This is a genomic window from Streptomyces sp. NPDC002577 (genome assembly GCF_053594815.1).
Genome location: NZ_JBSFWK010000030.1, coordinates 1 through 25,555 on the forward strand (window position 1 = coordinate 1; position 25,555 = coordinate 25,555).

Consider the following 25,555-nt stretch of genomic DNA (forward strand, 5'->3'; position numbering starts at 1 on the left):
CACGGCCCAGCCGTCCCGCGTCCGGATGCGTGCGCTGAGCGCCATCCCGTTCTCTCCTTGCGTGGTCTGGCGGCACCTCGTCCACCACACATGTGTTGCTTGACGTGTGCGGTCAGGTGCCCTACCCCCTGATCCGGGCCCTGGCCTTCCGACCGGTCCCGGTCACTGACCGGACTTCGCCGGTCTCAGCACCCCCTGGCTCCGAGCTCCCTCAGAAACCCCGGCCTGTCGGCCGAAGTCCTATCCCCCGTCAGGAACCCCGGCCTGTCGGCCGAAGCCCTGCTCCCGTTCGGAAACCCGGCCTCCGGCCGGTCCGCAGGGGCCGTCCCCTGCCCACTGCGACCCGGCCGGAGGCCTCCCGTACCGGTCGCACGGGGCGCGCCTCCGCTCGAAACGCGCCCCACGCGACCGGAGGGCCTGTTACTCGCCCGGGTGGGCGAGTTCGATGTCGTGGCCGTCGACTCCGCGTCCGCTCACCGAGAGCCCGGTGGCGACCGGCGGATAGCCGGTGGCGATGACGGTGTACTCGCCGGCGTCCAGGTCGGTGAAGGCGTACGCGCCGTCCGTCCCGGTCGTCGCCGTGCCGACCACGTTGCCCGCGGCGTCCACCAGCGTGACGCGTGCGTCACCCAGCGCCCCGCCGGCGGCCCGCACGGTGCCCTGCACCTGCGCACCGGCGAGGAGTGCGACCTCGATCCGGGTGACCCCGGTGCCGCCCACCTCGACGGGGAGGGCCATCGGGCGGTGTCCCGTCGCGTTGACGGCGACGGTCACCTGACCGGGCACCAGCTCGGCGAAGTCGAACTCGCCCTGCTCGCCGGTCAGCCCGGTGGCGAGGACGTCACCGCGGACGTCGGTCACGATGACCATCGCGCCGATGACCGGCGTCCCGCTGTCGGCGGCCCGCACCACACCGCTGAGGCCGCTCGTGCCGCTCAGCAGGATGTCGTACGCGACGGGCTCGTCGTTGACGGTGATCGTCGAGGCCTGCGGCTGGAAGCCGTCGGCGGAGGCGATCAGGACGTAAGAGCCCGCGCTCGGCGCGTCGACCGCGTAGGCGCCGTCGGCCTGGGCGACGGAGCGGCCCAGCTGACGTCCCGCGAGGGAGATCAGCGTCACCGCGGCCCGCGCCACGGGTGCGCTCTCGGCGCCGCGGACGAATCCACGGACCGGGATCCCGCCACCGGCGGACCCGGCTGCGGAGTCACCCTGAGCCGTCGCGACGGTGGCCACCGCGGCCAGTCGCTGCGTGCCATCGGGACCGGCCTCCGTCTGCGAGACGGCGGTCGCCCAGCTCGGCACCTTCTCCTCCGAGGCCGGGGCCTCGGCGAACGCGGCGGCGGGGGCCTGCGCCGGGGCGGCGCCCGACTCCTGCTCGGAGGCCTGCGCCAGGGCGCCGGTCATCCGCAGCGGGACCTCCTTGATGAACAGGGTGACCAGGAAGGCGAGGAAGGCGACCGGAGCGACGTACAGGAAGATGTCGGCGATGCCGTGCCCGTAGGCGCTCTCCAGCCAGTTGCGGATCGGGCCGGGGAGCAGGTCCATGTCGGGGATCTGCCCGCTGCCCGCGGCCTTGCCGGCCGCAAGCTGCTGCTTGGGGCTCAGCTCGGAGATCGTCTCCGTGGCGTAGTGGGAGATCCGGGACGACATCACGGAGCCGAGCGCCGAGACGCCGATCGCACCGCCCAGGGAGCGGAAGAAGCTGACGACGGAGCTGGCCGAACCGAGGTCCTGGGGGGCGACCTGGTTCTGCGTGCAGAGCACGAGATTCTGCATCATCATGCCGACGCCGAGACCCATGAGCGCCATGAAGAGCGCGATGTGCCAGTACGCCGTGTCGTAGCGGATCGTGCCCAGCAGACCCAGACCCGCGGTCAGCAACGCACCGCCCGTGACCAGCCAGGCCTTCCACTTGCCGGTCTTGGTGATGATCTGGCCGGAGACCGTCGAGGAGACGAACAGGCCCGCGATCATCGGGATGGTCATGACGCCGGACATCGTCGGCGACTTGTCCCGCGCCAGCTGGAAGTACTGGCTGAAGAACACGGTGCCCGCGAACATCGCGACACCGACGAACAGCGAGGCCAGCGACGCCAGCGTGATGGTGCGGTTGCGGAACAGCCGCAGCGGGATGATCGGCTCGCTCGCCTTGCTCTCGACGAGGAGGAAGATCAGCGTGAGGACGACCGCGCCGCCGACCATCGTGTAGGTCTGCCAGGACAGCCAGTCGTACTTGTCGTCGGCGAAGGTCACCCAGACCAGCAGCAGGCAGACCGCGGCGGTGATGAAGAAGGCGCCGGCCCAGTCGACCTTGACCTTCCGCTTGACCACCGGCAGGTGCAGCGTCTTCTGCAGCACGATGAGAGCGATCAGCGCGAACGGCACGCCGACGTAGAGGCACCAGCGCCAGCCGAGCCAGCTGGTGTCGGTGATGACGCCGCCGAGCAGCGGGCCGCCGACGGTGGCGACGGCGAAGACCGCGCCGAGGTAGCCGGAGTAACGGCCGCGCTCACGCGGGGAGATCATGGCGGCCATGATGATCTGCGCCAGGGCGGACAGACCACCGGCGCCGAGGCCCTGGATGACACGGGCGCTGATCAGCATTGCGGGGTTCTGCGCGAGACCGGCGATGACCGAGCCCACGACATAGATGCACAGGCCTATCTGAACCAGGGCCTTCTTGCTGACCAGGTCGGCAAGCTTGCCCCAGATGGGCGTCGAGGCCGTCATCGCCAGCAGCGACGCGGTCACGACCCAGGTGTAGGCACTCTGCCCGCCGCCCAGATCGCTGATGATCTCGGGCAGCGCGTTGGAGACGACGGTCGACGAGATGATGGCGGCGAACATGCCGAGCATCAGCCCGGACAGCGCCTCCATGATCTGCCGGTGCGACATCGGAGCGCTGCTCTCGGCATCCGCTCCGTGCTTGGCATGGCTGCCCCGCACACCGGCTGGTGTGGATGTTGCCATGGACTTCCTTTTCTTACTTCTGCGCGGGCTTGTCACGCGGGTGTACGGGTGGTCAGTTCCGTGGAATCTGTGGCGTAGCTGGACCGCGACGGGGCGCGGCAGTCGCCGAAGCTGTCTCGCAGACGTGCGAGCAGGGCGTTGAGCTGGTCGACTTCGGTGTCGGACCAGTCCGCCATGTAGTGGGCGAGCGCCTCGACGGCGCTCTTGTTGAGCTCAGCCAGTTTGTTCAGGCCGGCGGGAGTGAGCTTCAGAATTCGTGAGCGCTTGTCCGCGGGGTCGGGGGACCTGTCGATCCAGCCCCGGTCCGCCACATGGGCGACGTGCCGGCTCGTCACCGACATGTCGATCGCGAGCAGCTCCGCCAATCGGCTCATCCGCATCTCGCCCTCACGGTCGAGAACGTGGAGCACGGCGACGGCGCCTCCCGGACAGTCGTGCGGGAGCATGCGCCCGAGGCCGCGCTTGATGGCGCCGATGGCACTGAGTCGCCGAGCCAGCTCTTCGTACTGCCGCTGCGTTGCCATCACACCTCCCGGTTTGTTGCTTAGGGCAACCATAATCGCGGTTGGTTGCTACAGGCAAATTAAAACGGGCGTACGGGATTAAAGGACTGGCAAAGCAATGACCGGGAAAGGTAAAGAGCCTGGTCAAGCGCTCGGGTCGGTCGGAAGCACCCATTCCGGCGGGTATGTGGGGGACCGACGTCGTCTGCGAGCGCGCACGACAAGGGAGGGTGCCCCTGATGAGGGGCACCCTCCCTTGTGCTTACGGGTGAGCCTGGGCTCCCGTCCCTATGCGGCTCTGTCGCACGGACGCGGGCTCATCAACATGTGACCACCGTGACGAACCCGACGACAGCGACGCGGGGGAAGCACCCGTAGCCGCCGAGGCCGCCATAGCCGCCGAGGCCGCCGTAGCCGCCGAGGCCGAAACCGGGGTTGAAGAAGCCCAGGTTGCTCCCGACGAAGCCGCGGTTGCCGAAGCCGCACCCGTACGGGTTGCCGCGGCCGCACCGGCCGTTCACAAGGGACTGCTGTGCCTGGACCGGGGATGCGGCCGGTGCCGAGACCTGGGGTGCCGCGCTCGCGGCGGGTACTGCTACCGAGAGGGCGAGCACCGAGGCCAAGCACGATGCACCTATGAGACCGGAGATGCGCCGCCGGAAAGTTCTGGCCATATTGAGTCCTCACATGGTGGGTGTTGCCGCGTTCCGCGGTCGTCCCCGAGCGGACTTGGTGAATGGGTCCGGACACCCGTGGGTCCTTCTCCATGGCACCAGGCTCCGCCCGTCTCTGGGGTCTCGCAACATCACTCTGCGTGACGCCGTCACTCTGGGTCGCACGGCGACCACACACCTGGCACTTGGGCAGCTCGCACGGATTCGCTAGGGTCCTGCCCCATGGCACACAACCCCCACGCCCCGCAGGGCCCCGAGGGCAACTACGACCCCGCGGGCAACACGCAGATGTTCCGCGCCTTCGTCGACGAGGGTGCCCCGCAGCCGGGCAGGCAGGAAGCCGCTTCCTCCGGCCCGCGGATCGGCCTGATCCTCGGCGTGGTCGTCGCCGTGGTGATCGTGGCCGCCGTCGCCTGGCTCGCGCTGTCGTAGGGCCGCGGCTCCTGCTGCCGTAAGGCTGCGCCCCTATTTCCGTAAGGCTGCGGCTCCTGACGCCGTCGGGTCGCAGCTCCTGCCGCCGTAGGGTCGCAGCTCCTGTTTACTTCCACTCCACGGAGACGTCCTGCGTCTCGACGTGCATGCCCAGCGGCACCCGCCAGGCGTCCACGCATACCGTCCAGGTCTTCTTCTTCGTCGTCCCGGCGTCGATCGGTGCGGGGAGTTCCCGGGTGGACTCGATCGTCGTCCAGTCGACGCCGAGTGCGCCGATGACGTGCGTACCGAAGGTCACCGTGCCCGAACGCACCGCTGAGCCGCCGGAGTTGTGGAAGGTGACGGTCACCTTCTCGCACCACCGGTCGTCCGCGGGCTCCCGTGCGACGTCGGTCACGTCGAGGGCCGCGGGCCCCGACGGTGTGGTGGAGCCGGGAGTGGACGCGGCGCCGGACCCTCCGCTGCCGCCGGTCGAGCCGCCCGTCGCTCCGGGGGAGGAGCCTCCGGAGGGACTAGCGCTCGTACCGCCCGAGTCGGCGCCCTCACCGCCCGAGCCGCCGTCGCCGCCGGACGCGCCGGAGCCTCCCGTGCCGCCGTCCGAGGATGCGGAATCCGTCACCGGGCCGTCTTCCTGCCCTGAAGCGCCCGTGCTCGCCGGCCCACTGGACCCGGCGCCGTCGAGCGGCACCAGTTTCACGTCGCCCGTCGGTGCCACGCCCCTGCCGGGGGAGGCCGCGGGAGTGGCGGCGGCCGCGCCGACCGCCACATAGCCCTCGTCGTCACCGTCTCCGCCCGCGCAGGCGGCCAGCAGACCACCCAGACAGACGACAGCCGCCGAGGCACCGGCCAGGGCGCCTCGGCGGATGCGCTTCGGGTTCGGGGTGTGCTCCCCGGTGAAACACTGCCAAGCGTTCCGCATCGCGTCAGTGTGTCTGACGGTGCGTCAAATAGGAACCTCCGGGAGCGGACCTCCTGGCCCGCTCCCGATCAGCGCCCGATCAGCGCCCGATCCGCTCCTAGTCCGAGATCAGGCCGTCCCTCAGCTGCGCCAGCGTCCGGGTCAGCAGGCGCGAGACGTGCATCTGGGAGATGCCGACCTCCTCGCCGATCTGGGACTGCGTCATGTTGGCGAAGAAGCGCAGCATGATGATGCGGCGCTCGCGCGGCGGCAGCTTCGCCAGCAGCGGCTTGAGCGATTCGCGGTACTCCACGCCCTCCAGTGCGGTGTCCTCGTAGCCGAGGCGGTCGGCGAGCGAGCCCTCTCCGCCGTCGTCCTCGGGGGCCGGGGAGTCGAGCGAGGAGGCGGTGTACGCGTTTCCGACGGCCAGGCCGTCGACCACGTCCTCCTCGGAGACGCCCAGCACGGCGGCCAGTTCGGGCACGGTCGGGGAGCGGTCCAGCTTCTGGGAGAGCTCGTCGCTCGCCTTGGTCAGCGCCAGCCGCAGCTCCTGGAGCCTGCGCGGCACGCGGACCGACCACGAGGTGTCGCGGAAGAACCGCTTGATCTCGCCGACGACGGTGGGCATCGCGAACGTCGGGAACTCCACGCCGCGCTCGCAGTCGAACCGGTCGATGGCCTTGATCAGGCCGATCGTGCCGACCTGGACGATGTCCTCCATCGGCTCGTTGCGGCTGCGGAAGCGCGCCGCCGCATAGCGCACGAGGGGGAGGTTCAGCTCGATGAGGGTGTCTCGGACGTAGGCCCGCTCCGGGCTGTTCTCGTCGAGTGCGGCCAGCCGCAGGAACAGGGAGCGGGACAGGGTGCGGGTGTCGATGGCTCCGGAGCTGTGAAGGTCCTGAAGCGCGTCGGGCTCGGCCTCGCTCCTGCTGAGCGTGAGCACCTTCGAGCTGCCCTGGTCTGCGGACATGCCACCCCCTTGAGGTCGCTGATGGTCGCGGCCGGCGATCCGGTAGAGGAACGCAGCCTCCACCTGAATACCGGAGGCTGAGCCCCGGCAAACGCGGTTCCAGCAGAATGTCACATGTCGGCAACACGCTGTAGTGACATGTCGACATGTACGGGGTGAATCGGTGCAGGAAAAGAGGGGTTGGGTAGGATTTCGAGGGTCGCTCTGTCGGAAAATGCGCCCCCCGTCGAACCACTCGTGACGGTTACGAATCGATCCTATTTGCGGATCTCAGGCGCGCGAAGCTCCGGGCGAGGAGCCTTGACACATGCATCTGTGAGACACCCAGTTCGGCGCTGATCTGCGACTGGGTCAGATTGCTGTAGTACCGCAGGAGAAGGATCCGCTGCTCGCGCTCCGGCAGCTGGACGAGCAGATGGCGGACGAGATCGCGGTGCTCGACGCCGTCGAGCGCCGGATCCTCGTAGCCGAGCCGGTCGAGCAGGCCGGGCAGCCCGTCGCCTTCCTGGGCCGCCTCCAGCGAGGTGGCGTGGTACGAGCGGCCGGCCTCGATGCAGGCCAGGACCTCGTCCTCGGAGATCCGCAGCCGTTCGGCGATCTCGGCGGTGGTCGGGGAGCGCCCGAAGGCGGTCGTCAGGTCCTCGGCCGCGCTGTTCACCTGCACCCACAGCTCGTGCAGCCGGCGCGGGACGTGCACTGTGCGGACGTTGTCGCGGAAGTACCGCTTGATCTCGCCGACGACGGTGGGCATCGCGAACGTCGGGAACTGCACGCCCCGGTCCGGGTCGAACCGGTCGATGGCGTTGATCAGGCCGATCGTGCCGACCTGGACGACGTCCTCCATCGGCTCGTTGCGGCTGCGGAAGCGGGCGGCGGCGTACCGCACCAGCGGCAGGTTCGCCTCGATGAGCGCGCTGCGTACCCGGGTGTGCTCGGACGTGCCGGGTTCGAGCTCCTTGAGCTGGCCGAAGAGCACCTGTGTGAGGGCGCGCGTGTCGGCGCCCCGGCGCTTTTCCGGTGTGCTCTCCGGTGGTGGGGCCTGCGCATCCTGGGGTGGGGCTTGAGGCGCGGTACTGGCCGACACGGTCAACGCCACCCCTTCACAGCGTTTCGAAAAATTGTTCCGCTCGTCCGTCAAAAGCGGTCATAGCATCACAAGACATGTGCACTGTGTGCAAGCACCGCATAATGCCGTGTTGAGGGCGAGTTGGGCTGCGGAAACGGCCGTCATCCCTCACCGGAAGGGGCGGAGGTGAGGGGCTCTGCTGTGCGGCCTGCTCAGAACTCGTAGTCGGCGATCACCCAGGTGGCGAACTCGCGCCACAGGGCGACGCCCGCCTGGTGGGCCGGGTGCTCGAGATAGCGCCCCAGGGCGTCGGTGTCGTCGACCGCCGAATTGATGGCGAAGTCGTATGCGATGGGGCGGTCGGTGATGTTCCAGTCGCACTCCCAGAACCTCAGCTCCGGGATCTGCCCGCCGAGGGCCTTGAAGGCCTGCACGCCCTCGACGACGCGCGGGTCGTCGCGCTCGACGCCGTCGTTGAGCTTGAAAAGGACCAGATGGCGGATCACGGCCGCTCCTCCGTCAACTCTTACCGCCGTGGGCGATCCATGTCATGAAGTCGCCGATGGCCTGGGCTGCGCTCGAAATGCCCTCGAAGCCTATCTGGACGTAGTCGGCCGCCTTGGCAGGGTCCGTGATGATCACGTAGAGCACGAAGACGACCACGACGTAGAGACCGATCTTTTTCGTCTGCACCACGCTCGGGCCTCCCCTGCCTGCCGTGTTCCGTGTGGCCGCTGTGGCCGGCGGTGAGTGTAACCCGGCCGGGTGACAGCTGAGGTCGAGCCGGAGCGCGTACGTCACGGTGCACCCGCCCGGCAGCCCGGGACCAACGGCCCGGCAGTACGGGTCTTTTGCCAGGCCGTTGCGGGCGGCCGGTCGCGCAGGATGGAGGAGAGCCCGGCGGATCTGGCAGGAATCCGTGGGGCAGGGAAGGGCCCCGCTGCGGGGTCCGCGCCGCGGGACCTCCTCGGGCCGCGGCGTGGACATGTGGGCCCGACCTCATCGGGGGGAGCGGCTGGTCCCCAAGGGCCGCTCCCCCCGCCCCGATGGGATGGGCACCCCCGGCGCCGTCATGGCGCCGGGGGTTTCGGTGTTCTGCGCGCCCGGGACACAGCGGTGCCGGCGGAAAGCACGAAGGGCCCCGTCCTGCGACGGGGCCCTTCAGAAGCGGTAGCGGAGGGATTTGAACCCTCGGTGACTTGCGCCACACTCGCTTTCGAGGCGAGCTCCTTCGGCCGCTCGGACACGCTACCGAGGGAGATCCTAGCCCAAGGTTGGCCGTGGTCCGAAATCCGTTTCCCGGAGCCTGCCTCAGCGCTCGCGGAAGAAGTCGGTCAGCAGGCGCGCGCACGCGTCGTCGAGCACGCCGCTGACGACCTCAGGGCGATGGTTGAGCCGCCGGTCGCGTACGACGTCCCAGAGCGAGCCCGCCGCGCCCGCCTTCTCGTCGCGGGCGCCGTAGACCACGCGGTCCACGCGAGACTGCACGATCGCGCCGGCGCACATCGTGCACGGCTCCAGCGTCACGACGAGCGTGCAGTCCGTGAGACGCCACTGGCCGAGCTCGGCGGCGGCGCGCCGGATCGCGAGGATCTCGGCGTGCGCCGTCGGATCGCCCGTCGCCTCGCGCTCGTTGTGCCCGGCGGCGAGCAGCGCGCCGTCGGGGGACAGCACGACGGCGCCGACGGGCACGTCACCGCCCCGGACGGCCAGTGCGGCCTCGTCCAGGGCGAGCCGCATCGCCGCCCGCCAGCGGTCGCGTACCGGATCGGGCTGCCGATCCTTCGACTGGTCCTTCGCTGTGCTCACCCGCGGAACCTACTCGGTGCCCGTCCGAGGCCCGGACGACGGGCCCCAGCGGACCGTCGGCCCGGACGACGGGCCCTAGCGGACCGTCTCCAGCACCTCCGAGGCCCCGAGGACGTCGGCGATCTCGCTGAGGGCGTCGCCGCCGTCCAGGGCGAGCAGTTCCTTCTCGTCGACGCCGAGGTCGGCCAGGATCCCGGTGTCGCCGATGGGGCCCGACGGCACCGAGTCCGCGGCGTCCACGGCCTCGTCGTCGTCCTCGGACCCGTCGTCCTCGGGCTCGCCGTCCTCGGTGCCGTCGAGGTCGAGGGCGTCCAGGTCGTCCTCGGCGTCGGGGTCCCGGCCGAGCAGTTCGTCGGTGAGCAGGATCTCGCCGTACGAGCTGCGGGCGGCGGCGGCCGCGTCCGAGACGTAGATACGAGGATCCTCCTCGCCGTCCACGCGGACGACGCCGAACCACGCGTCCTCCTGCTCGATGAACACGAGCACCGTGTCATCGTCGACGGAGGCTTCGCGGGCCAGGTCGGTCAGATCCGACAGGGTCTCCACATCGTCGAGCTCTGTGTCGCTCGCTTCCCACCCGTCTTCGGTGCGCGCGAGCAGTGCGGCGAAGTACACCGTGACTCTCCCACTGGTCCTAGGCGTGCCGGTTGGGGGTCCCCCCGGCGGAGGTCGAGGGCGGGGAGTGCAGTTCAAGCCCCGCCCAATCGGAATCGTGGCAGAAACCCGGCGTTCAGGAGAGGTCTTCCGCCCGCTGTGTCCCGCCTTGTTGTCACTGGATGGGCCTTTGGGGGGCACTGGCACCGGTCCCACGGCACCGGGCGCTAGGCCGGTCGTGGGGTGCGGCTACCAACGGAACGTACGCATGCGCATCGCCTGGCGCATCCGTGCGGCCCGGGCGCGGCGCGGCTGGACACGGGCGCGCAGCTCCCGCGCCTCGTTGAGTTCGCAGAGGAACTGCGCTCGGCGCTTCCTGCGTTCGGCGTCGCTCTCCCGCTGCTCCGCGTCCTGGTCCCGGTCCGGCATCGTCCCCACCACCCCAGTCCGTCCTTCCCACTTTCCCTCCGTCGGCCTGTTTGATGCCAGAGCGGTCCGGTGGTTCGGTGCCCGAGCGGGCCGGGTGCGGGCCCGGTTACTGTTGTGGTCATGCGTCTCCACGTCGTCGACCACCCCCTGGTCGCCCACAAGCTCACCACCCTGCGCGACCAGCGCACGGACTCCCCGACCTTCCGGCGTCTGGCCGACGAGCTGGTCACCCTCCTCGCGTACGAGGCCACCCGGGACGTGCGCACCGAGCAGGTCGACATCAGGACGCCCGTGGCCACGACCACCGGCGTGAAGCTGTCCCACCCGCGGCCGCTGGTCGTGCCGATCCTGCGGGCGGGCCTGGGCATGCTCGACGGCATGGTGCGGCTGCTGCCGACCGCCGAGGTCGGCTTCCTCGGCATGATCCGCAACGAGGAGACGCTGCAGGCGTCGACGTACGCCACCCGGATGCCGGAGGACCTGTCCGGGCGGCAGGTGTACGTCCTGGACCCGATGCTGGCCACCGGCGGCACCCTCGTCGCGGCGATCCAGGAGCTGATCAAGCGCGGCGCCGACGACGTGACGGCCGTGGTGCTGCTGGCCGCGCCCGAGGGCGTCGAGATCATGGAGCGCGAGCTCGCGGGCACGCCGGTGACGGTGGTGACCGCGTCCGTCGACGAGCGCCTCAACGAGAACGGCTACATCGTGCCGGGGCTGGGGGACGCGGGGGACCGGATGTACGGGGCGGCCGAGTAGCGGTCCGTCAGTCGGATCAGTCGGATCAGTCGGATCAGTCGGATGAGTCGGATGAGTCGGGTCAGTCCGTCAGCCGGCCGGCCGACGGGCTGACCGGCTGGAGATCGCGAACGAGCGGGCAGGCCCCCGTCAGCACGTGCCGCCCGAGGCGGAAGGCGCCGGGGAGAGACCGGCGAGGGCGGCCAGGGCCTGCTCGGCGTCCTGCTTCTTCGCCAGTTCCTTGAAGCCCGTACCGATGATGAGGTCGACGTCGGCGCCCTTGCGGGTGTCGGTCTGCCGCTCGGCGCCGGCCAGCTGGGTGGCGAGCACCGGGAGAGCGGTCTCGGCGGCGGATTCGGCGCCGAGGAGCAGTCCTGGGCCCTTGACCTTCTTGTCGTACTGCTTGGTCGCGTTGCCCACCTTGCCGATGGTGAAGCCGCGCGCCTTGAGTTCGTCGGCGGTCTGCTTGGCGAGGCCGCTGCGGGGCGTGGCGTTGAGGACGTTGACCGTGATCTGAGCCGGTTTCGGCAGGGCCTCCGTATGCTCCGCGGACGGCTTCGCCGTGGGCGTGCAGTGCCGTCCGGGGCCCGCGGCGTTGGCCGCACCACTGCCCGAGAACACGTCGATGAGCTGCAGCGTTCCCCAGCCGATCAGAGCGACCGCGGCGGCGGAGGACACGACCGCGAGCACGATCCTGCGGCGCCGCCTGGGTCGGCGCATACGCGGATACTTGTCCCCCTTGATCCGGTACTGGCCGCCCATGCCGGGGGGAGTGAGCATGCTCATGAGCGCAGAGTAGTGCGGCCGGGCCTTGATTCCTACTAGATGATCATTGACTCGCGCCCGGTCCAGCCGAAAGGGTCAACGCGCGTCGGTCCGGGCGGGCGTGTCGAGTCGGCCCCTGGCGGGGGCGCGGGCCGGCGCGGGTGCCGGGTGTCAGTCGAGCTCGAGGACGCGGGCGTGCAGCACCTGGCGCTGCTGGAGCGCGGCCCGGACGGCGCGGTGCAGGCCGTCCTCGAGGTAGAGGTCGCCCTGCCACTTCACGACGTGCGCGAAGAGGTCGCCGTAGAAGGTCGAGTCCTCGGCGAGCAGCGTCTCGAGGTCGAGCTGACCCTTGGTCGTCACGAGCTGATCGAGGCGGACCGGACGCGGTGCGACGTCCGCCCACTGCCGGGTGCTCTCCCGGCCGTGGTCGGGGTACGGCCGGCCGTTTCCGATGCGCTTGAAGATCACACGGAAAGCCTACCGGGCGAGGCTCTCCGGGCGCAGCCTCGCAGACGGAGTGCGGTGGCGGAAAATTACGCGGTAATGACCGCAAAACGGTAACACCCAGCCGGGAGTCCGTCCTGAGACGGGCGCCGCCACCGCCGATCGCGTCCACGCGCGTCGACCGGGGCCTGCGGATGAGGAGTGGACGGAGCGGCGGACTCCGCCCGGAAGGGTGCGTCCGATGAGACCCATGGTTCGCCCGCACGCGCGGTGAGGTCAGAGCCGTCTCCACGCCGTGCCCACGAGGGCGCGCATCGCGCCGGAGGGTTGCCGCCGGCCCCGTGTCCGTACGCCATGCGGGGGGTTCTCGGGGCCCGCCCGGTGCGTTGTCGGCGTCCCCGGGGACAAGACCTCCTATGAGCACCACCGGCTCCCGTGCCCGACGCCGTATGCGCCGGTGTGCCTGGGGCAGGGTGATCGTGCTGCTGGCGCTGCTCGTCGGTACGTCCGTCGTGCTGACCGACCGCGCCGGGGCCGACACCCCGCTCCCGCTGGTGGCCGTCGCCGGCGAGGCGGGCGGTGAGGTCGTCCACGACTCGCCCGAGTCCGTCCTCCGGCTGCCCACCCGGCATGCCGTCCGGCTGCCGGACGCTCCCTCGGTGACCGGGACCGGAGCGGTTCCCACCCGGCCGTGGCCCGGCCGCGTCCCCGCGGCGGCACACGCCCTGTCTTCCTCGTACTTCTTGCGCTGCATCGTCCTTCGTTGCTGAGCGGGCGCGGTCGCGCAGACCCCCTCCCGCACCCGCCGGCAGAGAACAGAGAACGACGAGCAGAAGGAAGCACACTCATGGTCCACGATCCCTACGCAGCCCTGCACGCACTCGTACGCGCGGAGGTTCTGCGCGACTCCCACTCCCACTCCGAGCGGCGGCCGGCCGACCCGGACAGCAAGGCCGATACCGAACACCCCAGGGAGCAGCAGCCCGACGAACGCGACCGCGGCTGACGCGGTGGACGGCGACGGCCCGGAACCGCGGTTCCGGGCCGTCACTCACTTCGCGGCCTTGGCGGCCTTCGCCGCGGCCTTCATCTCCTGTTTGTGTGCGCGGACCTTCGTCAGGGAGTCCGGGCCCGTGATGTCGGCGACGGAGCGGTAGGACCCGGCTTCGCCGTACGGGCCCGCGGCCTCCCGCCAGCCCTCGGGGTGTACGCCGAGCTGCTTGCCGAGCAGGGCGAGGAAGATCTGGGCCTTCTGCTTGCCGAAGCCCGGCAGGTCGCCCAGGCGCCCGAGGAGTTCCTTGCCGCTGTCCACACCCTCCCAGACGGCGCTCGCATCGCCGTCGTAGTGCTCCACGAGGTACTGGCAGAGCTGCTGGATGCGCTTGGCCATCGACCCCGGGTAGCGGTGCACGGCGGGTTTGGCGGAGAGGAGCGCGGCGAACGCCTCGGGGTCCTGCGCCGCGATCTCGTGTGCGTCGAGATCGTCGGCTCCCATCCGCTGGGCGATCGTGTACGGCCCGGCGAACGCCCACTCCATGGGGACCTGCTGGTCCAGCAGCATTCCCACGAGCGCGGCCAGCGGACTGCGGCCGAGCAGTTCGTCCGCCTCGGGCTGCTGGGCGAGGTGAAGGGTGACATCCATGCCCCGATGATCGCGCGCCCGGGTGCGCGGCGCAGCACGCGTGCGTGCGTGCGGGGGCGACGGGGGCGTGTGGCCGATGCCTCCACGAGAAATCCTTCACGCCGCCATACCCGCCCACATACCCCCAGGGGTAATTTATCCTCGGTATGGGCACCCTCCCGAGGACCGGGGACCGAGGACGCCCGAGAAGATCACGAAGACGATGAAGACCGCAAGATCGCGGAGACAAGGATGGCAGCCGACATGAATGCGCCCCTCGCCGTAGACGTCGCCCAGGCCCGTGCCCGGTTGGACGAGCTGACGGTGATCGACGTCCGTACGCCGGGAGAGTTCGCGTCGGGGCATCTGCCGGGCGCGCTCAACATCCCTCTCGACCAGCTGTCGCGAGCGCTGCCGGAGATCAAGGAGGCCGCGGCGAGCGGTGAGATCCTGGTGGTCTGCGCGTCGGGGGCGCGTTCGGAGAACGCGTGCAAGACGCTGGCCGGGCACGGTGTGACCGCCACGACGCTGACCGGAGGGACCAGCGCCTGGGCCGAGGGCGGCCAGGAGCTGCAGCGGCCTGCGGGCCGGACTCGCGCCGTCTGGGGCATGGAGCGGCAGGTCCGCTTCACCGCCGGCACCATCGTCCTGATCGGCCTTCTCCTCGGCCTGCTCCACCCGGCCTGGCAGCTGCTGTCCGCCGCCATCGCGTGCGGCCTGATCTTCTCGGCCCTCACCAACACCTGCGGCATGGCCGCCGTTCTCGCCAAGCTGCCCCACAACCGTCCCCGGGCGGCGGAGCTCGAGGACGCTCTGACGGCTCTGCGTCAGCGCGGCGGGAAGCGGGCCGGCTGACGGCCTGACGCGAGCACTGAGCGCGGGTGCGCGCCGGTCAGGCGGCGGCACCCGCGGGGACGTACTCGGTCAGCAGCAGCGCGATGTCGTCCACGCGGTTCGGGGTGTGGCGGGCGTCGATCAGCAGACGGTCGGCCAGCTCCTCCAGGGACGAGGCATGCGCATGCGCCAGTGAGGACCGCAGCTCCTCGATGCCGGCACCGATGTCCGAACCGCGTTTCTCGATCAGCCCGTCCGTGTAGAGGGCCAGGACGGAGCCGGGGGACAGGTGCACCTCCGACTCGGGGTAGTCCGGCGCTTCCTCCACGCCGAGTATCGGGCCGCACGGCAGGTCCAGGGCCCGGGTGCGGCCGTCGGGCAGGCGCAGCAGCGGCGGGCAGTGGCCCGCGCGGACCAGCTGTGCGGCTCCGGTACGGGGCTGGAACAGGACGTAGCAACAGCTGGCGAGGAGCCCGGGGTCGAGGCCGAGCAGCAGCCGGTTGGTGCTGGCGACCACGTCGCGGGGCCGGTGCCCGGCGGTGGCGAAGGCCCGTACGGCGCTGCGCAGCTGGCCCATGACGGCCGCCGCCGCGACGTTGTGGCCCTCGACGTCCCCGACGATCAGGGCGACACCGTCACCGGCGGGGATGACGTCGTACCAGTCGCCGCCGATGTCCATGCCGCGGGTGCCGGGCAGATAGCGGCCCGTGACGTGCATGTCCGGCAGCCGGGGCAGCCGGTGCGGCAGCAGGGCGTCCTGCAGACCGCGGGCGATGGCGGACTCGGCGTCGTAGAGCCGGGCGCGTTCCAGCGCCTGGGCGATCAGCCCGCCGAGGGCGGTGATGACTCCGCGCTCCTCGCTCGGGAACCGGTGGGCGTCGTCGAAGCCGAGGATGCAGACGCCCACGGGACGGTTGGAGGCGATGAGCGGAAGGTACGCCCAGGCGTTGGCGTCGATCGCCTTGGTGTTGAAGACGGGATAGGTCTCAAGGAGTTCCTTCCGGTTCTCGACGAACCGGGGCGTGCCGGAGGTCACGGCGTCCGTCGCGGGCTGGCACGCCTGCAGCGGTGTGCCTTCGAACTGGTCGAGGAACCCCTCCGGGTAGCCCCGCTGCCAGAGCAGATGCAGACGCTGCTCGTCCACCACCACGTAGACGGCCAGCTTCTGGCCGCCGAACGCCGGCAGCAGCTGTTCGGCGACGGCGACGCACACCTCGCGGGCGGTGACCGCCTCGGTCAGCGCGCTGCCCATGTGGAGCACGCGGTAGAGCGAGCCCAGGCGCGGGGCGACCATCGGCGCGGAGGCGGGGACGGTCGCGCCCTCCCGGACGGTCGTGCCGGCCTCGGCGAGCCGTTCCACCCCCCGCTTGCCCGCGACCGGTGCTGCCCACCCGGTCATGCCCTGGGTGCCGGGGTGGAAGGAGAACACGAGCCACTGGTCGGGCGGGCGGCGGACCAGGAAGGACACGGGCTTCTGGGAGATGATCGCGGCCCGGTAGCGGTCCTCGTAGACGGGGTCGGACAGCCAGGGCAGCACCTCCCAGGGGCGATGGCCGAGCAGTTCGTCCTGGTCGATCCGCAGCACCCGTTCGAGACCGCGGTTGGCGTAGGTGACGCAGCCGTCCGGGGCCAGCGCGAAGAAGCCGTCCGCGAGCCGTTCGATGGCCGCGACCGCGGCCAGACCGGGTCCGGAGTCGAGGACGGCACCGACCAGGCGGGGCGGGGGGCGGGTGCCCGCGGGCCGGTCCTCGGGCACGTCGGCCGCGTGGCCCCACACCTCGACGGTCCGGTGACCCGCGCCCTCCCGCATCCGTACGTACTGCGCGAAAACGCGGCCCTCCTCGATCGCGACGCGGGCGGCGGAGCGGAAGCCGGGGACGTCGGCGGGGTCGAGCCGGGCCTCCAGCGTGGCCGCGCGGCCGTCGAACTCGTGTGGAGCGATGCCGAAGATCGCGCACATCTCGTCGTCCGCCGTGACGGTCCCGGTGTCGAGGTTCCAGTCGAACAGGCCGACGCGGACCGCCGGGCCTGACGGCACCGGGACCACCAGTGGGGCGGTCGTGGCGTCCGGTCCGACGAGCGCACCGCGGCCGTCCAGCGCTGCGAGCGCCGCGCCGAGGCGGTCTGCGGTGGCGCGCAGCTGCCGTCGCTGCGCCGGGGACAGTCCCTCTCCGCCGGGGCGGGAGGTCCACACCACGGATACCGCGCCGAAGGTCTGCGGGCCCGACTGCACCGGTACGGATGCCGAACCGAAGGGGTACGGCATGACCATGGCGAAGTGGGGGAACCGGCGTACGGTTTCGTCGGCGTCGGCCAGATGGATCACCTGCCCGGACCGGTACGCCTCGGCCGCGGGGACGCGGCTGTTCACCGGGATCCGCTGCCAGCCGCCGATCAGGGCGGGGGGCGTGCCGGCCGCCGCGGTGAGCACGAGGCAGGTCCCGTCGCGCGCGACCAGGAAGGCGCTCGCCGCGTGCGCGCCGGTGACCTCGGCGGCCCTGATCACGGCCGCGACCAGGGCGTCGTCACGTTCCGACGTCCCGACGACCTCCTTGGTGCCGAGCGGCTGCGCCTCTCGTTCCGCACCACCGCTGGACCCCATGCTGCCTTCAATCGGTCACAAGACGGCTTTTTCGTAGTTTAGGCCGTGAGAGCCCCGCCGGGGCGGATGGTTCGCCCACTGCCCGTGGGTGGATCGGGCAGCTTCTGCGGCTGCGGGCTGGTGGGTGGTTCGCCACCTGCCGGTGGGTGGGTCGGGGCCGTGGCGGGATGTAGTACGTCCTCGGTCCGGCGCCGAGCCGTACGTCGTTCGGGCGAGCCCACACTGTGCGCCAGCCTCCCCCAGTGCCTTAAGGGCCTGGGAGGTACCCCCAGCGGGCGCACATCCCGCCACGTCCCCTTCGGCACGCTCGCGGCTTCCGGCCGGTGGCCGGTCCCTCAGCGGCTCGCCGCGTACACCCCGAAGCTCTCCAGGAGCTCCTCCTGGTGGAGCGGGGCGGGCCGCTCGCGCCCCCGCACGTGCCCAACCCCGGCGGCCAGCGCCTGCACCAGCGAGGTGAAGGCCGTCAGCGACGGCAGCACGGAGGGCCCGGCGGCGTCCACGAAGAACGCATGGTCGGCGATCGGCGCCAGCGGCGAGCCGGGGTTGTCGGTCAGCGCGACGCACCGGGCCCCGCGCGTACGGGCCCACTCGAAGGCCCGTACGGTCTCCGCGGCGTAGCGGTGGATGGAGACGGCCACGAAGCAGTCGCCCTGGCGGACCCGGCGCAGATCGTCGGCGAGCGTGTCGACGCCCCCGCCCACCGTCTCCACGTCCTCGCGCAGCGTCCGCAGCAGATGGCCGAGGAGATGCGCGGGCGCGTGGCACGTCCGCAGCCCCATCACGTGCACGCGCGGCGCCTCCGCCAGGGCCCGCACCGCGGCGTCCCACTCGGCGCGTTCGATCCGGGCGAAGGTGCGGGAGACGTTGGCGCGGTCCTGGGCGACGGCGCGCTCCAGCAGGTCGCCGCCCTCCGTGTCCGGCTGGTCCTCGGCGTACCGGCGCAGCAACTGCGCCTGCTGGCGCAGCCGTTCCCGGCACAGCCGGGTCAGCCCCGGATAGCCGCCGAGCCCCAGGCCGGTGGCGAACCGGACGACCGTCGCCTCGTTGACGCCGACGGCCGAGGCCAGATCGGAGACGGTCATGAACGCCACCGCTTCCGGGTCGGCCATGACCCGCTCGGCGAGCAGCCGTTGCGACGGCGTGAGTTTGACGGACCGTTCCTGCAGTCGGGCCGCGAGCTCGTCGAAGGTGTCCGGTGCCTGCCGTGATGCCGATGTCATGGGGTGATCCTCTCGTTTCGGACCACCGAACGGGCTATTTTCGTCCGCATTGTCGGCACTTCGTGACCGCCGGGCTGTAGGCGGCTGCTCCTTGGCGAGGAGCGCGTCCGTGCGTTCGCTGTGCGGGCCCTGAGGGGTTACCAGAACCGCACACCGGGATGTCCATCACGTTTCTACAAAGTCGGACAAGACCTCTTGACGCATGACAGGACATCCGGCTGTTATGGCGTTCCCGATGTGCGGTCCAGTTGGTTTCTGATCGTTTCTGATCATCGTGACCGCACATCTCGTGGCTGACCCTTGCCCTCAGGAGCCGTCATGCACTTCTCCCCCTCAGGTCTGTCCGTCCCCGGCCCGAGCCGCCGCTCCCTGCTGCGCGGCATCGGTGGCGCCGCCGTGCTGGGTGCCGGCATACCCCTGCTGAGCGCCTGTGGCGGCGGCTCGTCCTCCGCCTCCGGGGACTCGAAGACCGTCACGCTCGGCTCCAACCAGTCCGACGCCGTGCCGAAGAAGGCCTACGGTGCGATCTACACGGCCTTCACCAAGCAGTCCGGCATCACGGTCGATGTGAACACCAAGGACCACAACACCTTCCAGGAGCAGATCAACTCCTACCTGCAGGGCACGCCGGACGACGTGTTCAACTGGTTCGCCGGGTACCGCATGCAGTTCTTCGCCAAGAAGGGCCTGGCCTCCCCGATCGACGACGTGTGGGCGAAGATCGGGGACAACTTCCCCGACGCGATGAAGAAGCTCAGCAAGGGCGAGGACGGCAAGTACTACTTCGTCCCGCTGACCACGTACCCGTGGGCAGTCTTCTACCGCAAGAGCGTCTTCAAGAAGTACGGCTACGAGGTCCCCACCACCTGGGACGAGCTGGTGGCCCTGTGCAAGAAGATGAAGAAGGACGGCCTGGTCCCGATCGCGTTCGGCGACAAGGACGCCTGGCCCGCGATGGGCACCTTCGACCAGCTCAACTTCCGCGTCAACGGCTACGACTTCCACGTCGAGCTGATGGCGGGCAAGGCGTCCTGGACCGACGCCAAGGTCAAGGCGGTCTTCGACCACTGGACCGAGATCCTCCCCTACCATCAGGACGGCTTCATGGGCCGCACCTGGCAGGACGCCGCGCAGACCCTGGTGTCGAAGAAGGCCGGCATGTACGTGCTGGGCACCTTCGTGGGGCAGCAGTTCACCAACCAGGCCGACCTGGACGACCTGGACTTCTTCGCCTTCCCGGAGATCAACCCCTCGTACGGGCAGGACACCGTCGAGGCGCCCACCGACGGCTTCATGGTCAGCAAGTCGCCGAAGAACCACGCCGGTGTGGTGAAGCTGCTGGAGTTCCTGGGCACCGCGGAGGCCGAGGAGATCTACCTCAAGGCCGACCCGAGCGTGGTGGCCGCCTCCAGCAAGGCCAGCACTTCCGCGTACTCGCCGCTGCAGAAGAAGGCGTTCGAGATGATCGGCAACGCCAAGAGCCTGACCCAGTTCATGGACCGCGACTCCCGGCCGGACTTCACCTCCACGGTGATGCAGCCCGCGCTGCAGAAGTTCCTGCAGAACCCCAAGGGCGTCGACAGCCTGCTGTCCTCGATCGAGCGCCAGAAGAAGACGATCTTCGCCTCCGCATGACCACCGACATCACGATGAAGAGCCCGGAGGCGGCCGCCGCGCCGTCTCCGGGCCCCGCGCCTGTGAAGAAGCGGGTCGCGCAGGGGCACCAGCGCCTGCTGACCCGCCGTGACCGCATCACGCTCGCCCTGATGGCGGGCGTGCCGACGATCCTGCATGTGATCCTCGTCTGGGTCACCGCCCTCGCCTCGATCGCCCTGGCCTTCACCAGCTGGGACGGCATCGGCTTCGACTCGATCAAATGGGTGGGGCTGGACAACTTCAAACAGCTGTTCTCCGACAACCCGCAGTTCTGGCCCGCCGTCGAGCACAACGTCATCTGGTTCGTCGTGCTCATCCTGATCCCGACGCCGATGGGCCTGTTCCTGGCCGTCCAGCTGGACAAGAAGATCCGTTTCAGCCGGGTCTACCAGACGGCGTTCTTCCTGCCGGTCGTCATCTCCATGGCCTGCATCGGCTTCGTCTGGCAGCTGGTCTACAACCCGGACACGGGCCTGATCAACAGCCTCATCGGCGCCAACAAGACCGGCCACTACATCGACTGGATCGGCGACCCGCACCTCAACCTGTGGGCCGTCCTGGTCGCCGCCTCCTGGCGGCACACCGGCTACATGATGATCCTTTACCTGGCCGGCCTGAAGGGCGTGGACCCCTCCCTGCGCGAGGCCTCGTCCCTCGACGGCGCCAACGAGTGGCAGACGTTCAAGAACGTCATCTTCCCGACGCTGCGCCCCACCAACACGGTCGTCCTGGTCGTCACCATCATCGAGGCCCTGCGCGCCTTCGACCTGGTGTTCGTCTTCAACAAGGGCGCCCAGGGCACCGAGCTGCTGTCGATCCTGGTGACCAACAACATCATCGGTGAGTCCAGCCGGATCGGTTACGGGTCGGCGATCGCGGTGGTCCTGCTGGTCATCTCGCTCGCCGTGATCATCCCGTACCTGATCGCGACCTTCCGGAAGGAGCGGCGAGCATGAGCGCCCCCACCCTCGCGGCAGGCACGCTCAAGAAGCGCACGCCCGTCCGCCCCGCCCGCGTCCTGCTGCACGTCTTCCTCGCCGGTACGGCCCTGGCGTGGCTCGCCCCGCTGCTGTGGGCGATCTTCTCGGCCCTGCGCCCGTACAGCGAGACCAGCACCAAGGGCTATGTGTCCTGGCCGGACAAGCTGAGCCTGGACAACTTCACCAACGCGTTCACGCAGTCGGACATGATGCACTACTTCGGCAACACGTTGCTGATCGCGGTGCCGGCCGTGCTGCTGACGCTGTTCCTGTCGTCGATGGTGGCCTTCTACGTCAGCCGCTTCGACTTCCGCCTCAACCTCGCGCTGCTGCTGGTCTTCACCGCGGGCAACCTGCTCCCGCAGCAGGTCATCATCACCCCGCTGTATCGGCTGTACCTCCTCACCAACCTTCCCGGCATCACGGCGAGCGGCAAGCTGTACGACTCCGCGCTCGGCCTGGTCCTGATCCATGTGGCGTTCCAGTCCGGCTTCTGCTCCTTCGTGCTGGCCAACTACATGCGCTCCCTGCCGCACGAGCTGACCGAGGCCGCGCTCGTCGACGGCGCCTCGGTGTGGCGGCTGTACTGGCAGATCACGCTGCCGCTGTGCAAGCCGGCGATGGCGGCCCTGGCGACGTTGCTGTCCATCTGGATCTACAACGACTTCTTCTGGGCGCTCGTGCTGATCTCGACCGGCGAGAACATGCCGATCACCTCGGCGCTGAACAACCTCTCCGGCCAGTACTTCACCGACCCCAACCTGGTCGCCGCCGGCGCGCTGCTCACCGCGATCCCCACGCTGATCGTGTACTTCGTGCTCCAGCGGCAGTTCGTCAGCGGTCTCACCCTGGGCTCCAACAAGGGCTGACCCGGCTCCACCTGAAAGAGAACCCCGTGCACAACCCGTTCACCCCAGTGGCCTCCGTACCCGTGGACCCGCGCTCCGCCCGGGTCCACGAGGAGGGCTGGCAGTCCTGGAGCCCCAGCGGCGCCTACGCTCTCGACGCGACGCCGTACCGCCCTACGAACGACAACTGGGCGACGGTCTGCTACCGGCCCGGCGTCATCCCTTTGGACGGCACGTTCCAGGGCGAGGGGCTGCTGGCGCTCGACCCGGGCGACGGCTCACCGGTGCGACTGTGGGCGGCCGCCGATCCGCTGCGCGGCGCCCCGTCGATCCGGCTGACCGTGCGCGACGGACGCGCCGAGGTGAGCGCCGACGGGCCGGTGACAGAGCACAGCCACACCGGCCCTGACGGCATCCAGGGCGCTCTCGCCGCCTGGGCGGACGGTGTCGTGGGGGCCCTCGGGCTGCCGGCACCCCGCCCGGCGCCGACCGTGTGGTGCTCCTGGTACGAGTACTTCACCGCGGTCACCGAGGACGACATCCACGAGAACCTCGGCGCGATGGACACCCTCGGCCTGCCCGTCGACGTCGTACAGATCGACGACGGCTACCAGAAGGCGCTCGGCGACTGGCTCACCCTCTCCGGCCGTTTCCGCTCCCGCGCCGGGATCGCCGACGCGATCCGCGACAGCGGCCGCCGGGCCGGCATCTGGACCGCCCCGTTCCTGGTCGCCCCCGACAGCGAGCTCGCCACCACTCACCCGGACTGGCTGGTCCGGGCCGCCGACGGCCGGACTCCGCTGCACGCCGGGCGCAACTGGGGCCACGACCTGTACGTCCTGGACACCACCCACCCCGACGCGGCCGCGTACCTCGTCGACGTCTTCGCGACCCTGCACGCGGAGGGATACGACTACTTCAAGGTCGATTTCCTCTACGCCGGGGCCATGGACGGCGTCCGCCACTCCGGCGCCGACGCCCTCACCGCCTACCGCGAGGGCATCGCCCTGATCCGCCGGGCGATCGGTGCCGACGCGTATCTGCTCGGGTGCGGAGCGCCCGTTCTGCCGTCCATCGGGCTCTTCGACGCCATGCGCGTCAGCCCGGACACGGCCCCGTACCGCGATCCCGAGCGCGGTGACTTCAGCCAGCCCGGCCAGGAGGCCGCCGAGTTCACCGGCGTGGGCCGCCAGTGGCAGCACGGCCGCTTCTGGGTCAACGATCCCGACTGCCTGATGGCCCGCCCGGCCGTGGAGACACGGGAACGCTGGGCCGGACATGTGGAGGCCACCGGCGGCCTCATGGCCAGCAGCGACCGGCTGCTCTCCCTGGACGACTGGGGCCTGGACATCACCCGCCGTCTGCTCACCGCTTCCTCCGTTTCCTCCGCTTCCTCCGCCGGAGTGGCTTCCATCGCTGGAGTCGACCTGTGACCACCGACCGCTCCCTCCGCCTCCCCGGCATCGCCTACGGCGGCGACTACAACCCCGAGCAGTGGCCCGAGGAGGTGTGGGCCGAGGACGTGCGCCTGATGCGCGAGGCGGGCGTGACCATGGTCAGCATCGGCATCTTCTCCTGGGCGTTCCTCGAACCCGCCGAGGGCGTCCACGACTTCGCCCGCATGGACCGGATCCTCGACCTGCTCCACGCGAACGGCATCGCCGCCGACCTGGCCACGCCCACGGCCGCGCCTCCCGCCTGGTTCTTCCGGGCCCATCCCGAGGCGCTGCCCGTCGACCAGGACGGCCGCACCCTCTCGTACGGCAGCCGCCAGACCTTCTGCCCCAGCAGCCCCGCCTACCGCGAGGCCGCCCTGCGGATCGCGGGCGCCGTCGCCGAGCGGTACAAGGACCACCCGGCGGTTGTCATGTGGCACGTGCACAACGAGTACGGCTGCCACAACGCGGCCTGCTACTGCGACACCAGCGCGACCGCCTTCCGGCGCTGGCTGCGGGCGCGGTACGGGGATGACCTGGGCGCGCTCAACCACGCCTGGGGCACCACCTTCTGGAGCCAGTGGTACTACGACTGGGACGAGATCCTGCCGCCCCGCGCGACCGGCGCCGTGCCCAACCCCACGCACCAGCTGGACTGGCGCCGCTTCTGCTCCGACGAGCTGCTCTCGCTCTGCACCGCCGAGCGGGACGTGCTGCGCGAGGCGGCGCCCTCGATCCCCGCCACCACCAATTTCATGGTGATGCGGAACTTCGACGCGCTCGACTACTGGCGCTGGGCGCCCGAGCTGGACATCGTCTCCAACGACCACTACCTGATGTCCACCGACCCCGAGTCGGAGATCGACATCGCGCTCAACGGCGACCTGGTGCGTTCGCTGGCGGGCGGCCCGTGGCTGCTGATGGAGCACTCCACGGGCGCCGTCAACTGGCAGCCCGTCAACCGCGCCAAGCGTCCCGGCGAGCTGCGCCGCAACGCCCTCGCGCATGTCGCGCACGGCGCGGACGGCATCGCGTACTTCCAGTGGCGGGCCGCCAAGGCGGGCGCCGAGCAGTGGCACTCGGCGATGCTTCCGCACGCCGGGACGGACAGCCAGATCTGGCGGGACGTGGTCAGGCTCGGCGCCGACCTGAAGGCCATCGCCGAGGTGCGCGGCAGCACCGGCACGGCCGAGGTGGCGATCGTCTGGGACTGGGACGCCCGCTGGGCCCTGGAGCTCCCGTCCCAGCCGAACGGCGAGCTGCGCTTCCAGGACCTCGTACGGGACTGGTACGAGCCGCTGTGGCGCGCCGGGATCGCGGTGGACTTCGTACGCCCGGACGCCGACCTCTCCCGCTACCGCCTCGTGCTCGCCCCCAGCCTGTACCTGGTGGACGACGCGGGCGCGGCGAACCTCACCGGCTTCGCCGATCGCGGCGGCACCCTCGCCGTGGGCTTCCACAGCGGCGCGGTCGACGAGAACTGCCATGTCCGGCTCGGCGGTTACCCAGGAGCATTCCGGGACGCACTCGGCGTACGCACCGACGAGCTCTTCCCGCTGCTGCCGGGCGAGTCCGTGGGCCTGACCGGCGACGTGCCGGACGGCGCCGCAGGCACCCTGTGGTCGGAGCGGGTGCGGCTCGCGGGAGCGGAGGCGGTCGCGTCGTACGCGGACGGGCCCCTGACCGGCGTCCCGGCCGTGACCCGGCACGGGCACGGGGAAGGCACCACCTGGTACGTGGCCACGCGCCCGGACCCGGCCACGCTCGCCGCGCTCCTCGGCCGCGTCTGCGCGGAGACGGGGGTCCGGCCGGTCCTCCGTACCGGCGCCGCCCCGACCGGGGTCGAGGTGGTCCGGCGCCGCGGAACGGACGCCGACTACGTCTTCCTGATCGACCACGCCGGCCATGGCGCGGAGGTCGCGGTCGCGCCCGCCGCCACCGAACTGCTGACCGGCAAGCCGGCCGCCGGGTCTGTCGTCGTCGCGCCCGGCGACATCGCCGTCGTACGGGAGCCGCACGGCTCCTGAGGAGGCCTGGGCGCCCGTCCGGGGTACTCGGCCGCAGCGGAT

At 70.4% G+C, this 25,555-nt stretch carries 26 protein-coding genes and 1 tRNA gene; 10 read left to right on the forward strand and 17 right to left on the reverse strand.

Annotated features, from left to right (window positions below):
• Window positions 1-420: 420 nt before the first annotated feature.
• The 3 genes from ACWD4J_RS29325 to ACWD4J_RS29335 all read right to left on the reverse strand — a co-directional run bounded on the left by ACWD4J_RS29325 (window position 421) and on the right by ACWD4J_RS29335 (window position 4,096).
• The gene (locus ACWD4J_RS29325; protein WP_451398461.1) at window positions 421-2,970 is read right to left on the reverse strand and encodes an MFS transporter; all 2,550 of its coding nucleotides are present in this window, start codon (window positions 2,968-2,970) and stop codon (window positions 421-423) included.
• Between the two features lie 32 nt (window positions 2,971-3,002).
• The gene (locus tag ACWD4J_RS29330; RefSeq protein ID WP_451398462.1) at window positions 3,003-3,494 is read right to left on the reverse strand and encodes a MarR family winged helix-turn-helix transcriptional regulator; all 492 of its coding nucleotides are present in this window, start codon (window positions 3,492-3,494) and stop codon (window positions 3,003-3,005) included.
• Between the two features lie 299 nt (window positions 3,495-3,793).
• Window positions 3,794-4,096, reverse strand: coding sequence for a hypothetical protein (locus ACWD4J_RS29335; protein ID WP_451398463.1), 303 nt, complete (start codon window positions 4,094-4,096; stop codon window positions 3,794-3,796).
• A 273-nt stretch (window positions 4,097-4,369) separates the two neighbouring features.
• On the opposite strand from ACWD4J_RS29335, the gene ACWD4J_RS29340 reads away from it, so the two are divergent.
• Window positions 4,370-4,579 carry a hypothetical protein gene (locus ACWD4J_RS29340; protein ID WP_451398464.1) on the forward strand — a complete coding sequence of 70 codons (210 nt, stop codon included), beginning with the start codon at window positions 4,370-4,372 and terminating at the stop codon, window positions 4,577-4,579.
• A 106-nt stretch (window positions 4,580-4,685) separates the two neighbouring features.
• Here ACWD4J_RS29340 and ACWD4J_RS29345 read toward each other — a convergent pair whose 3' ends face one another.
• The 9 genes from ACWD4J_RS29345 to ACWD4J_RS29385 all read right to left on the reverse strand — a co-directional run bounded on the left by ACWD4J_RS29345 (window position 4,686) and on the right by ACWD4J_RS29385 (window position 10,345).
• A complete protein-coding gene (locus tag ACWD4J_RS29345) occupies window positions 4,686-5,498 on the reverse strand; it encodes a hypothetical protein (RefSeq protein ID WP_451398465.1) in 813 nt (270 codons plus the stop codon).
• Window positions 5,499-5,595: 97 nt separating this feature from the next.
• Entirely contained in the window at window positions 5,596-6,447 is an 852-nt protein-coding gene (locus ACWD4J_RS29350) for an RNA polymerase sigma factor SigF (RefSeq protein ID WP_451398466.1), read from the reverse strand.
• A 244-nt stretch (window positions 6,448-6,691) separates the two neighbouring features.
• Window positions 6,692-7,537 carry an RNA polymerase sigma factor SigF gene (locus tag ACWD4J_RS29355; RefSeq protein ID WP_451398467.1) on the reverse strand — a complete coding sequence of 282 codons (846 nt, stop codon included), beginning with the start codon at window positions 7,535-7,537 and terminating at the stop codon, window positions 6,692-6,694.
• Window positions 7,538-7,725: 188 nt separating this feature from the next.
• A complete protein-coding gene (locus tag ACWD4J_RS29360; RefSeq protein ID WP_451398468.1) occupies window positions 7,726-8,019 on the reverse strand; it encodes a Dabb family protein in 294 nt (97 codons plus the stop codon).
• Between the two features lie 13 nt (window positions 8,020-8,032).
• Window positions 8,033-8,209, reverse strand: a complete 177-nt coding sequence (locus ACWD4J_RS29365) for a hypothetical protein (RefSeq protein WP_451398469.1) — start codon at window positions 8,207-8,209, stop codon at window positions 8,033-8,035.
• 472 nt (window positions 8,210-8,681) lie between these two features.
• Window positions 8,682-8,766: transfer RNA gene (locus ACWD4J_RS29370), tRNA-Ser, on the reverse strand.
• Window positions 8,767-8,824: 58 nt separating this feature from the next.
• Window positions 8,825-9,253, reverse strand: a complete 429-nt coding sequence (tadA, locus tag ACWD4J_RS29375; protein ID WP_451398540.1) for a tRNA adenosine(34) deaminase TadA — start codon at window positions 9,251-9,253, stop codon at window positions 8,825-8,827.
• Window positions 9,254-9,397: 144 nt separating this feature from the next.
• Window positions 9,398-9,937 carry a tRNA adenosine deaminase-associated protein gene (locus ACWD4J_RS29380; protein WP_451398470.1) on the reverse strand — a complete coding sequence of 180 codons (540 nt, stop codon included), beginning with the start codon at window positions 9,935-9,937 and terminating at the stop codon, window positions 9,398-9,400.
• Window positions 9,938-10,165: 228 nt separating this feature from the next.
• Window positions 10,166-10,345 carry a hypothetical protein gene (locus ACWD4J_RS29385; RefSeq protein ID WP_451398541.1) on the reverse strand — a complete coding sequence of 60 codons (180 nt, stop codon included), beginning with the start codon at window positions 10,343-10,345 and terminating at the stop codon, window positions 10,166-10,168.
• Between the two features lie 120 nt (window positions 10,346-10,465).
• Between ACWD4J_RS29385 and upp the strand changes: the two genes are divergently transcribed.
• Window positions 10,466-11,101: a uracil phosphoribosyltransferase gene (upp, locus tag ACWD4J_RS29390; RefSeq protein ID WP_451398471.1), complete on the forward strand. Its 636-nt coding sequence runs from the start codon at window positions 10,466-10,468 to the stop codon at window positions 11,099-11,101.
• A 129-nt stretch (window positions 11,102-11,230) separates the two neighbouring features.
• Here the strand turns inward: upp and ACWD4J_RS29395 are convergent, their stop codons facing one another.
• On the reverse strand, window positions 11,231-11,866 hold the full coding sequence (locus tag ACWD4J_RS29395) for a LytR C-terminal domain-containing protein (protein WP_451398472.1): 636 nt from the start codon (window positions 11,864-11,866) through the stop codon (window positions 11,231-11,233).
• A gap of 150 nt (window positions 11,867-12,016) precedes the next feature.
• Window positions 12,017-12,313 (reverse strand): type II toxin-antitoxin system VapB family antitoxin, encoded by a 297-nt coding sequence (locus tag ACWD4J_RS29400; RefSeq protein WP_003999914.1) that lies wholly within the window; start codon window positions 12,311-12,313, stop codon window positions 12,017-12,019.
• 392 nt (window positions 12,314-12,705) lie between these two features.
• Between ACWD4J_RS29400 and ACWD4J_RS29405 the strand changes: the two genes are divergently transcribed.
• Window positions 12,706-13,059 (forward strand): hypothetical protein, encoded by a 354-nt coding sequence (locus tag ACWD4J_RS29405; protein WP_451398473.1) that lies wholly within the window; start codon window positions 12,706-12,708, stop codon window positions 13,057-13,059.
• A gap of 77 nt (window positions 13,060-13,136) precedes the next feature.
• A complete protein-coding gene (locus ACWD4J_RS29410) occupies window positions 13,137-13,295 on the forward strand; it encodes a hypothetical protein (protein WP_451398474.1) in 159 nt (52 codons plus the stop codon).
• A gap of 45 nt (window positions 13,296-13,340) precedes the next feature.
• Here the strand turns inward: ACWD4J_RS29410 and ACWD4J_RS29415 are convergent, their stop codons facing one another.
• Entirely contained in the window at window positions 13,341-13,931 is a 591-nt protein-coding gene (locus tag ACWD4J_RS29415; RefSeq protein ID WP_451398475.1) for an HhH-GPD-type base excision DNA repair protein, read from the reverse strand.
• A gap of 243 nt (window positions 13,932-14,174) precedes the next feature.
• Between ACWD4J_RS29415 and ACWD4J_RS29420 the strand changes: the two genes are divergently transcribed.
• Complete coding sequence (locus ACWD4J_RS29420; protein ID WP_451398476.1) at window positions 14,175-14,765, forward strand: rhodanese-like domain-containing protein; 591 nt, start codon at window positions 14,175-14,177, stop codon at window positions 14,763-14,765.
• A 37-nt stretch (window positions 14,766-14,802) separates the two neighbouring features.
• Here ACWD4J_RS29420 and ACWD4J_RS29425 read toward each other — a convergent pair whose 3' ends face one another.
• Both ACWD4J_RS29425 and ACWD4J_RS29430 read right to left on the reverse strand, forming a co-directional pair.
• On the reverse strand, window positions 14,803-17,346 hold the full coding sequence (locus ACWD4J_RS29425; protein ID WP_451398477.1) for a SpoIIE family protein phosphatase: 2,544 nt from the start codon (window positions 17,344-17,346) through the stop codon (window positions 14,803-14,805).
• 335 nt (window positions 17,347-17,681) lie between these two features.
• Window positions 17,682-18,566: a MurR/RpiR family transcriptional regulator gene (locus ACWD4J_RS29430; protein WP_451398478.1), complete on the reverse strand. Its 885-nt coding sequence runs from the start codon at window positions 18,564-18,566 to the stop codon at window positions 17,682-17,684.
• Window positions 18,567-18,884: 318 nt separating this feature from the next.
• On the opposite strand from ACWD4J_RS29430, the gene ACWD4J_RS29435 reads away from it, so the two are divergent.
• From ACWD4J_RS29435 to ACWD4J_RS29455, 5 genes are read left to right on the forward strand one after another with little or no spacing between them, the layout of a single operon-like run.
• Window positions 18,885-20,201, forward strand: coding sequence for an ABC transporter substrate-binding protein (locus ACWD4J_RS29435; protein WP_451398479.1), 1,317 nt, complete (start codon window positions 18,885-18,887; stop codon window positions 20,199-20,201).
• Window positions 20,198-21,178 (forward strand): carbohydrate ABC transporter permease, encoded by a 981-nt coding sequence (locus ACWD4J_RS29440; RefSeq protein WP_451398480.1) that lies wholly within the window; start codon window positions 20,198-20,200, stop codon window positions 21,176-21,178. The genes ACWD4J_RS29435 and ACWD4J_RS29440 overlap by 4 nt, the downstream gene beginning before the upstream one ends.
• Entirely contained in the window at window positions 21,175-22,071 is an 897-nt protein-coding gene (locus tag ACWD4J_RS29445; RefSeq protein WP_451398481.1) for a carbohydrate ABC transporter permease, read from the forward strand. Before ACWD4J_RS29440 ends, ACWD4J_RS29445 begins: the two co-directional genes overlap by 4 nt.
• Before the next feature lie 26 nt (window positions 22,072-22,097).
• Window positions 22,098-23,483 (forward strand): glycoside hydrolase family 36 protein, encoded by a 1,386-nt coding sequence (locus ACWD4J_RS29450; protein ID WP_451398482.1) that lies wholly within the window; start codon window positions 22,098-22,100, stop codon window positions 23,481-23,483.
• On the forward strand, window positions 23,480-25,513 hold the full coding sequence (locus tag ACWD4J_RS29455; RefSeq protein ID WP_451398483.1) for a beta-galactosidase: 2,034 nt from the start codon (window positions 23,480-23,482) through the stop codon (window positions 25,511-25,513). Before ACWD4J_RS29450 ends, ACWD4J_RS29455 begins: the two co-directional genes overlap by 4 nt.
• Window positions 25,514-25,555 lie beyond the last annotated feature (42 nt).

What these genes read in the sequence shown, in the direction of transcription:
- ACWD4J_RS29325 (WP_451398461.1), bottom strand. Translation starts at nt 2,970, where the DNA reads ATGGCAACATCCACACCAGCCGGTGTGCGGGGCAGCCATGCCAAGCAC.
- tadA (WP_451398540.1), bottom strand. Translation starts at nt 9,253, where the DNA reads ATGCGGCTCGCCCTGGACGAGGCCGCACTGGCCGTCCGGGGCGGTGAC.
- ACWD4J_RS29395 (WP_451398472.1), bottom strand. Translation starts at nt 11,866, where the DNA reads ATGAGCATGCTCACTCCCCCCGGCATGGGCGGCCAGTACCGGATCAAG.
- ACWD4J_RS29440 (WP_451398480.1), top strand. Translation starts at nt 20,198, where the DNA reads ATGACCACCGACATCACGATGAAGAGCCCGGAGGCGGCCGCCGCGCCG.
- upp (WP_451398471.1), top strand. Translation starts at nt 10,466, where the DNA reads ATGCGTCTCCACGTCGTCGACCACCCCCTGGTCGCCCACAAGCTCACC.
- ACWD4J_RS29445 (WP_451398481.1), top strand. Translation starts at nt 21,175, where the DNA reads ATGAGCGCCCCCACCCTCGCGGCAGGCACGCTCAAGAAGCGCACGCCC.
- ACWD4J_RS29420 (WP_451398476.1), top strand. Translation starts at nt 14,175, where the DNA reads ATGAATGCGCCCCTCGCCGTAGACGTCGCCCAGGCCCGTGCCCGGTTG.
- ACWD4J_RS29425 (WP_451398477.1), bottom strand. Translation starts at nt 17,346, where the DNA reads ATGGGGTCCAGCGGTGGTGCGGAACGAGAGGCGCAGCCGCTCGGCACC.
- ACWD4J_RS29410 (WP_451398474.1), top strand. Translation starts at nt 13,137, where the DNA reads ATGGTCCACGATCCCTACGCAGCCCTGCACGCACTCGTACGCGCGGAG.
- ACWD4J_RS29430 (WP_451398478.1), bottom strand. Translation starts at nt 18,566, where the DNA reads ATGACATCGGCATCACGGCAGGCACCGGACACCTTCGACGAGCTCGCG.
- ACWD4J_RS29405 (WP_451398473.1), top strand. Translation starts at nt 12,706, where the DNA reads ATGAGCACCACCGGCTCCCGTGCCCGACGCCGTATGCGCCGGTGTGCC.
- ACWD4J_RS29350 (WP_451398466.1), bottom strand. Translation starts at nt 6,447, where the DNA reads ATGTCCGCAGACCAGGGCAGCTCGAAGGTGCTCACGCTCAGCAGGAGC.
- ACWD4J_RS29385 (WP_451398541.1), bottom strand. Translation starts at nt 10,345, where the DNA reads ATGCCGGACCGGGACCAGGACGCGGAGCAGCGGGAGAGCGACGCCGAA.
- ACWD4J_RS29340 (WP_451398464.1), top strand. Translation starts at nt 4,370, where the DNA reads ATGGCACACAACCCCCACGCCCCGCAGGGCCCCGAGGGCAACTACGAC.
- ACWD4J_RS29415 (WP_451398475.1), bottom strand. Translation starts at nt 13,931, where the DNA reads ATGGATGTCACCCTTCACCTCGCCCAGCAGCCCGAGGCGGACGAACTG.
- ACWD4J_RS29435 (WP_451398479.1), top strand. Translation starts at nt 18,885, where the DNA reads ATGCACTTCTCCCCCTCAGGTCTGTCCGTCCCCGGCCCGAGCCGCCGC.
- ACWD4J_RS29330 (WP_451398462.1), bottom strand. Translation starts at nt 3,494, where the DNA reads ATGGCAACGCAGCGGCAGTACGAAGAGCTGGCTCGGCGACTCAGTGCC.
- ACWD4J_RS29345 (WP_451398465.1), bottom strand. Translation starts at nt 5,498, where the DNA reads ATGCGGAACGCTTGGCAGTGTTTCACCGGGGAGCACACCCCGAACCCG.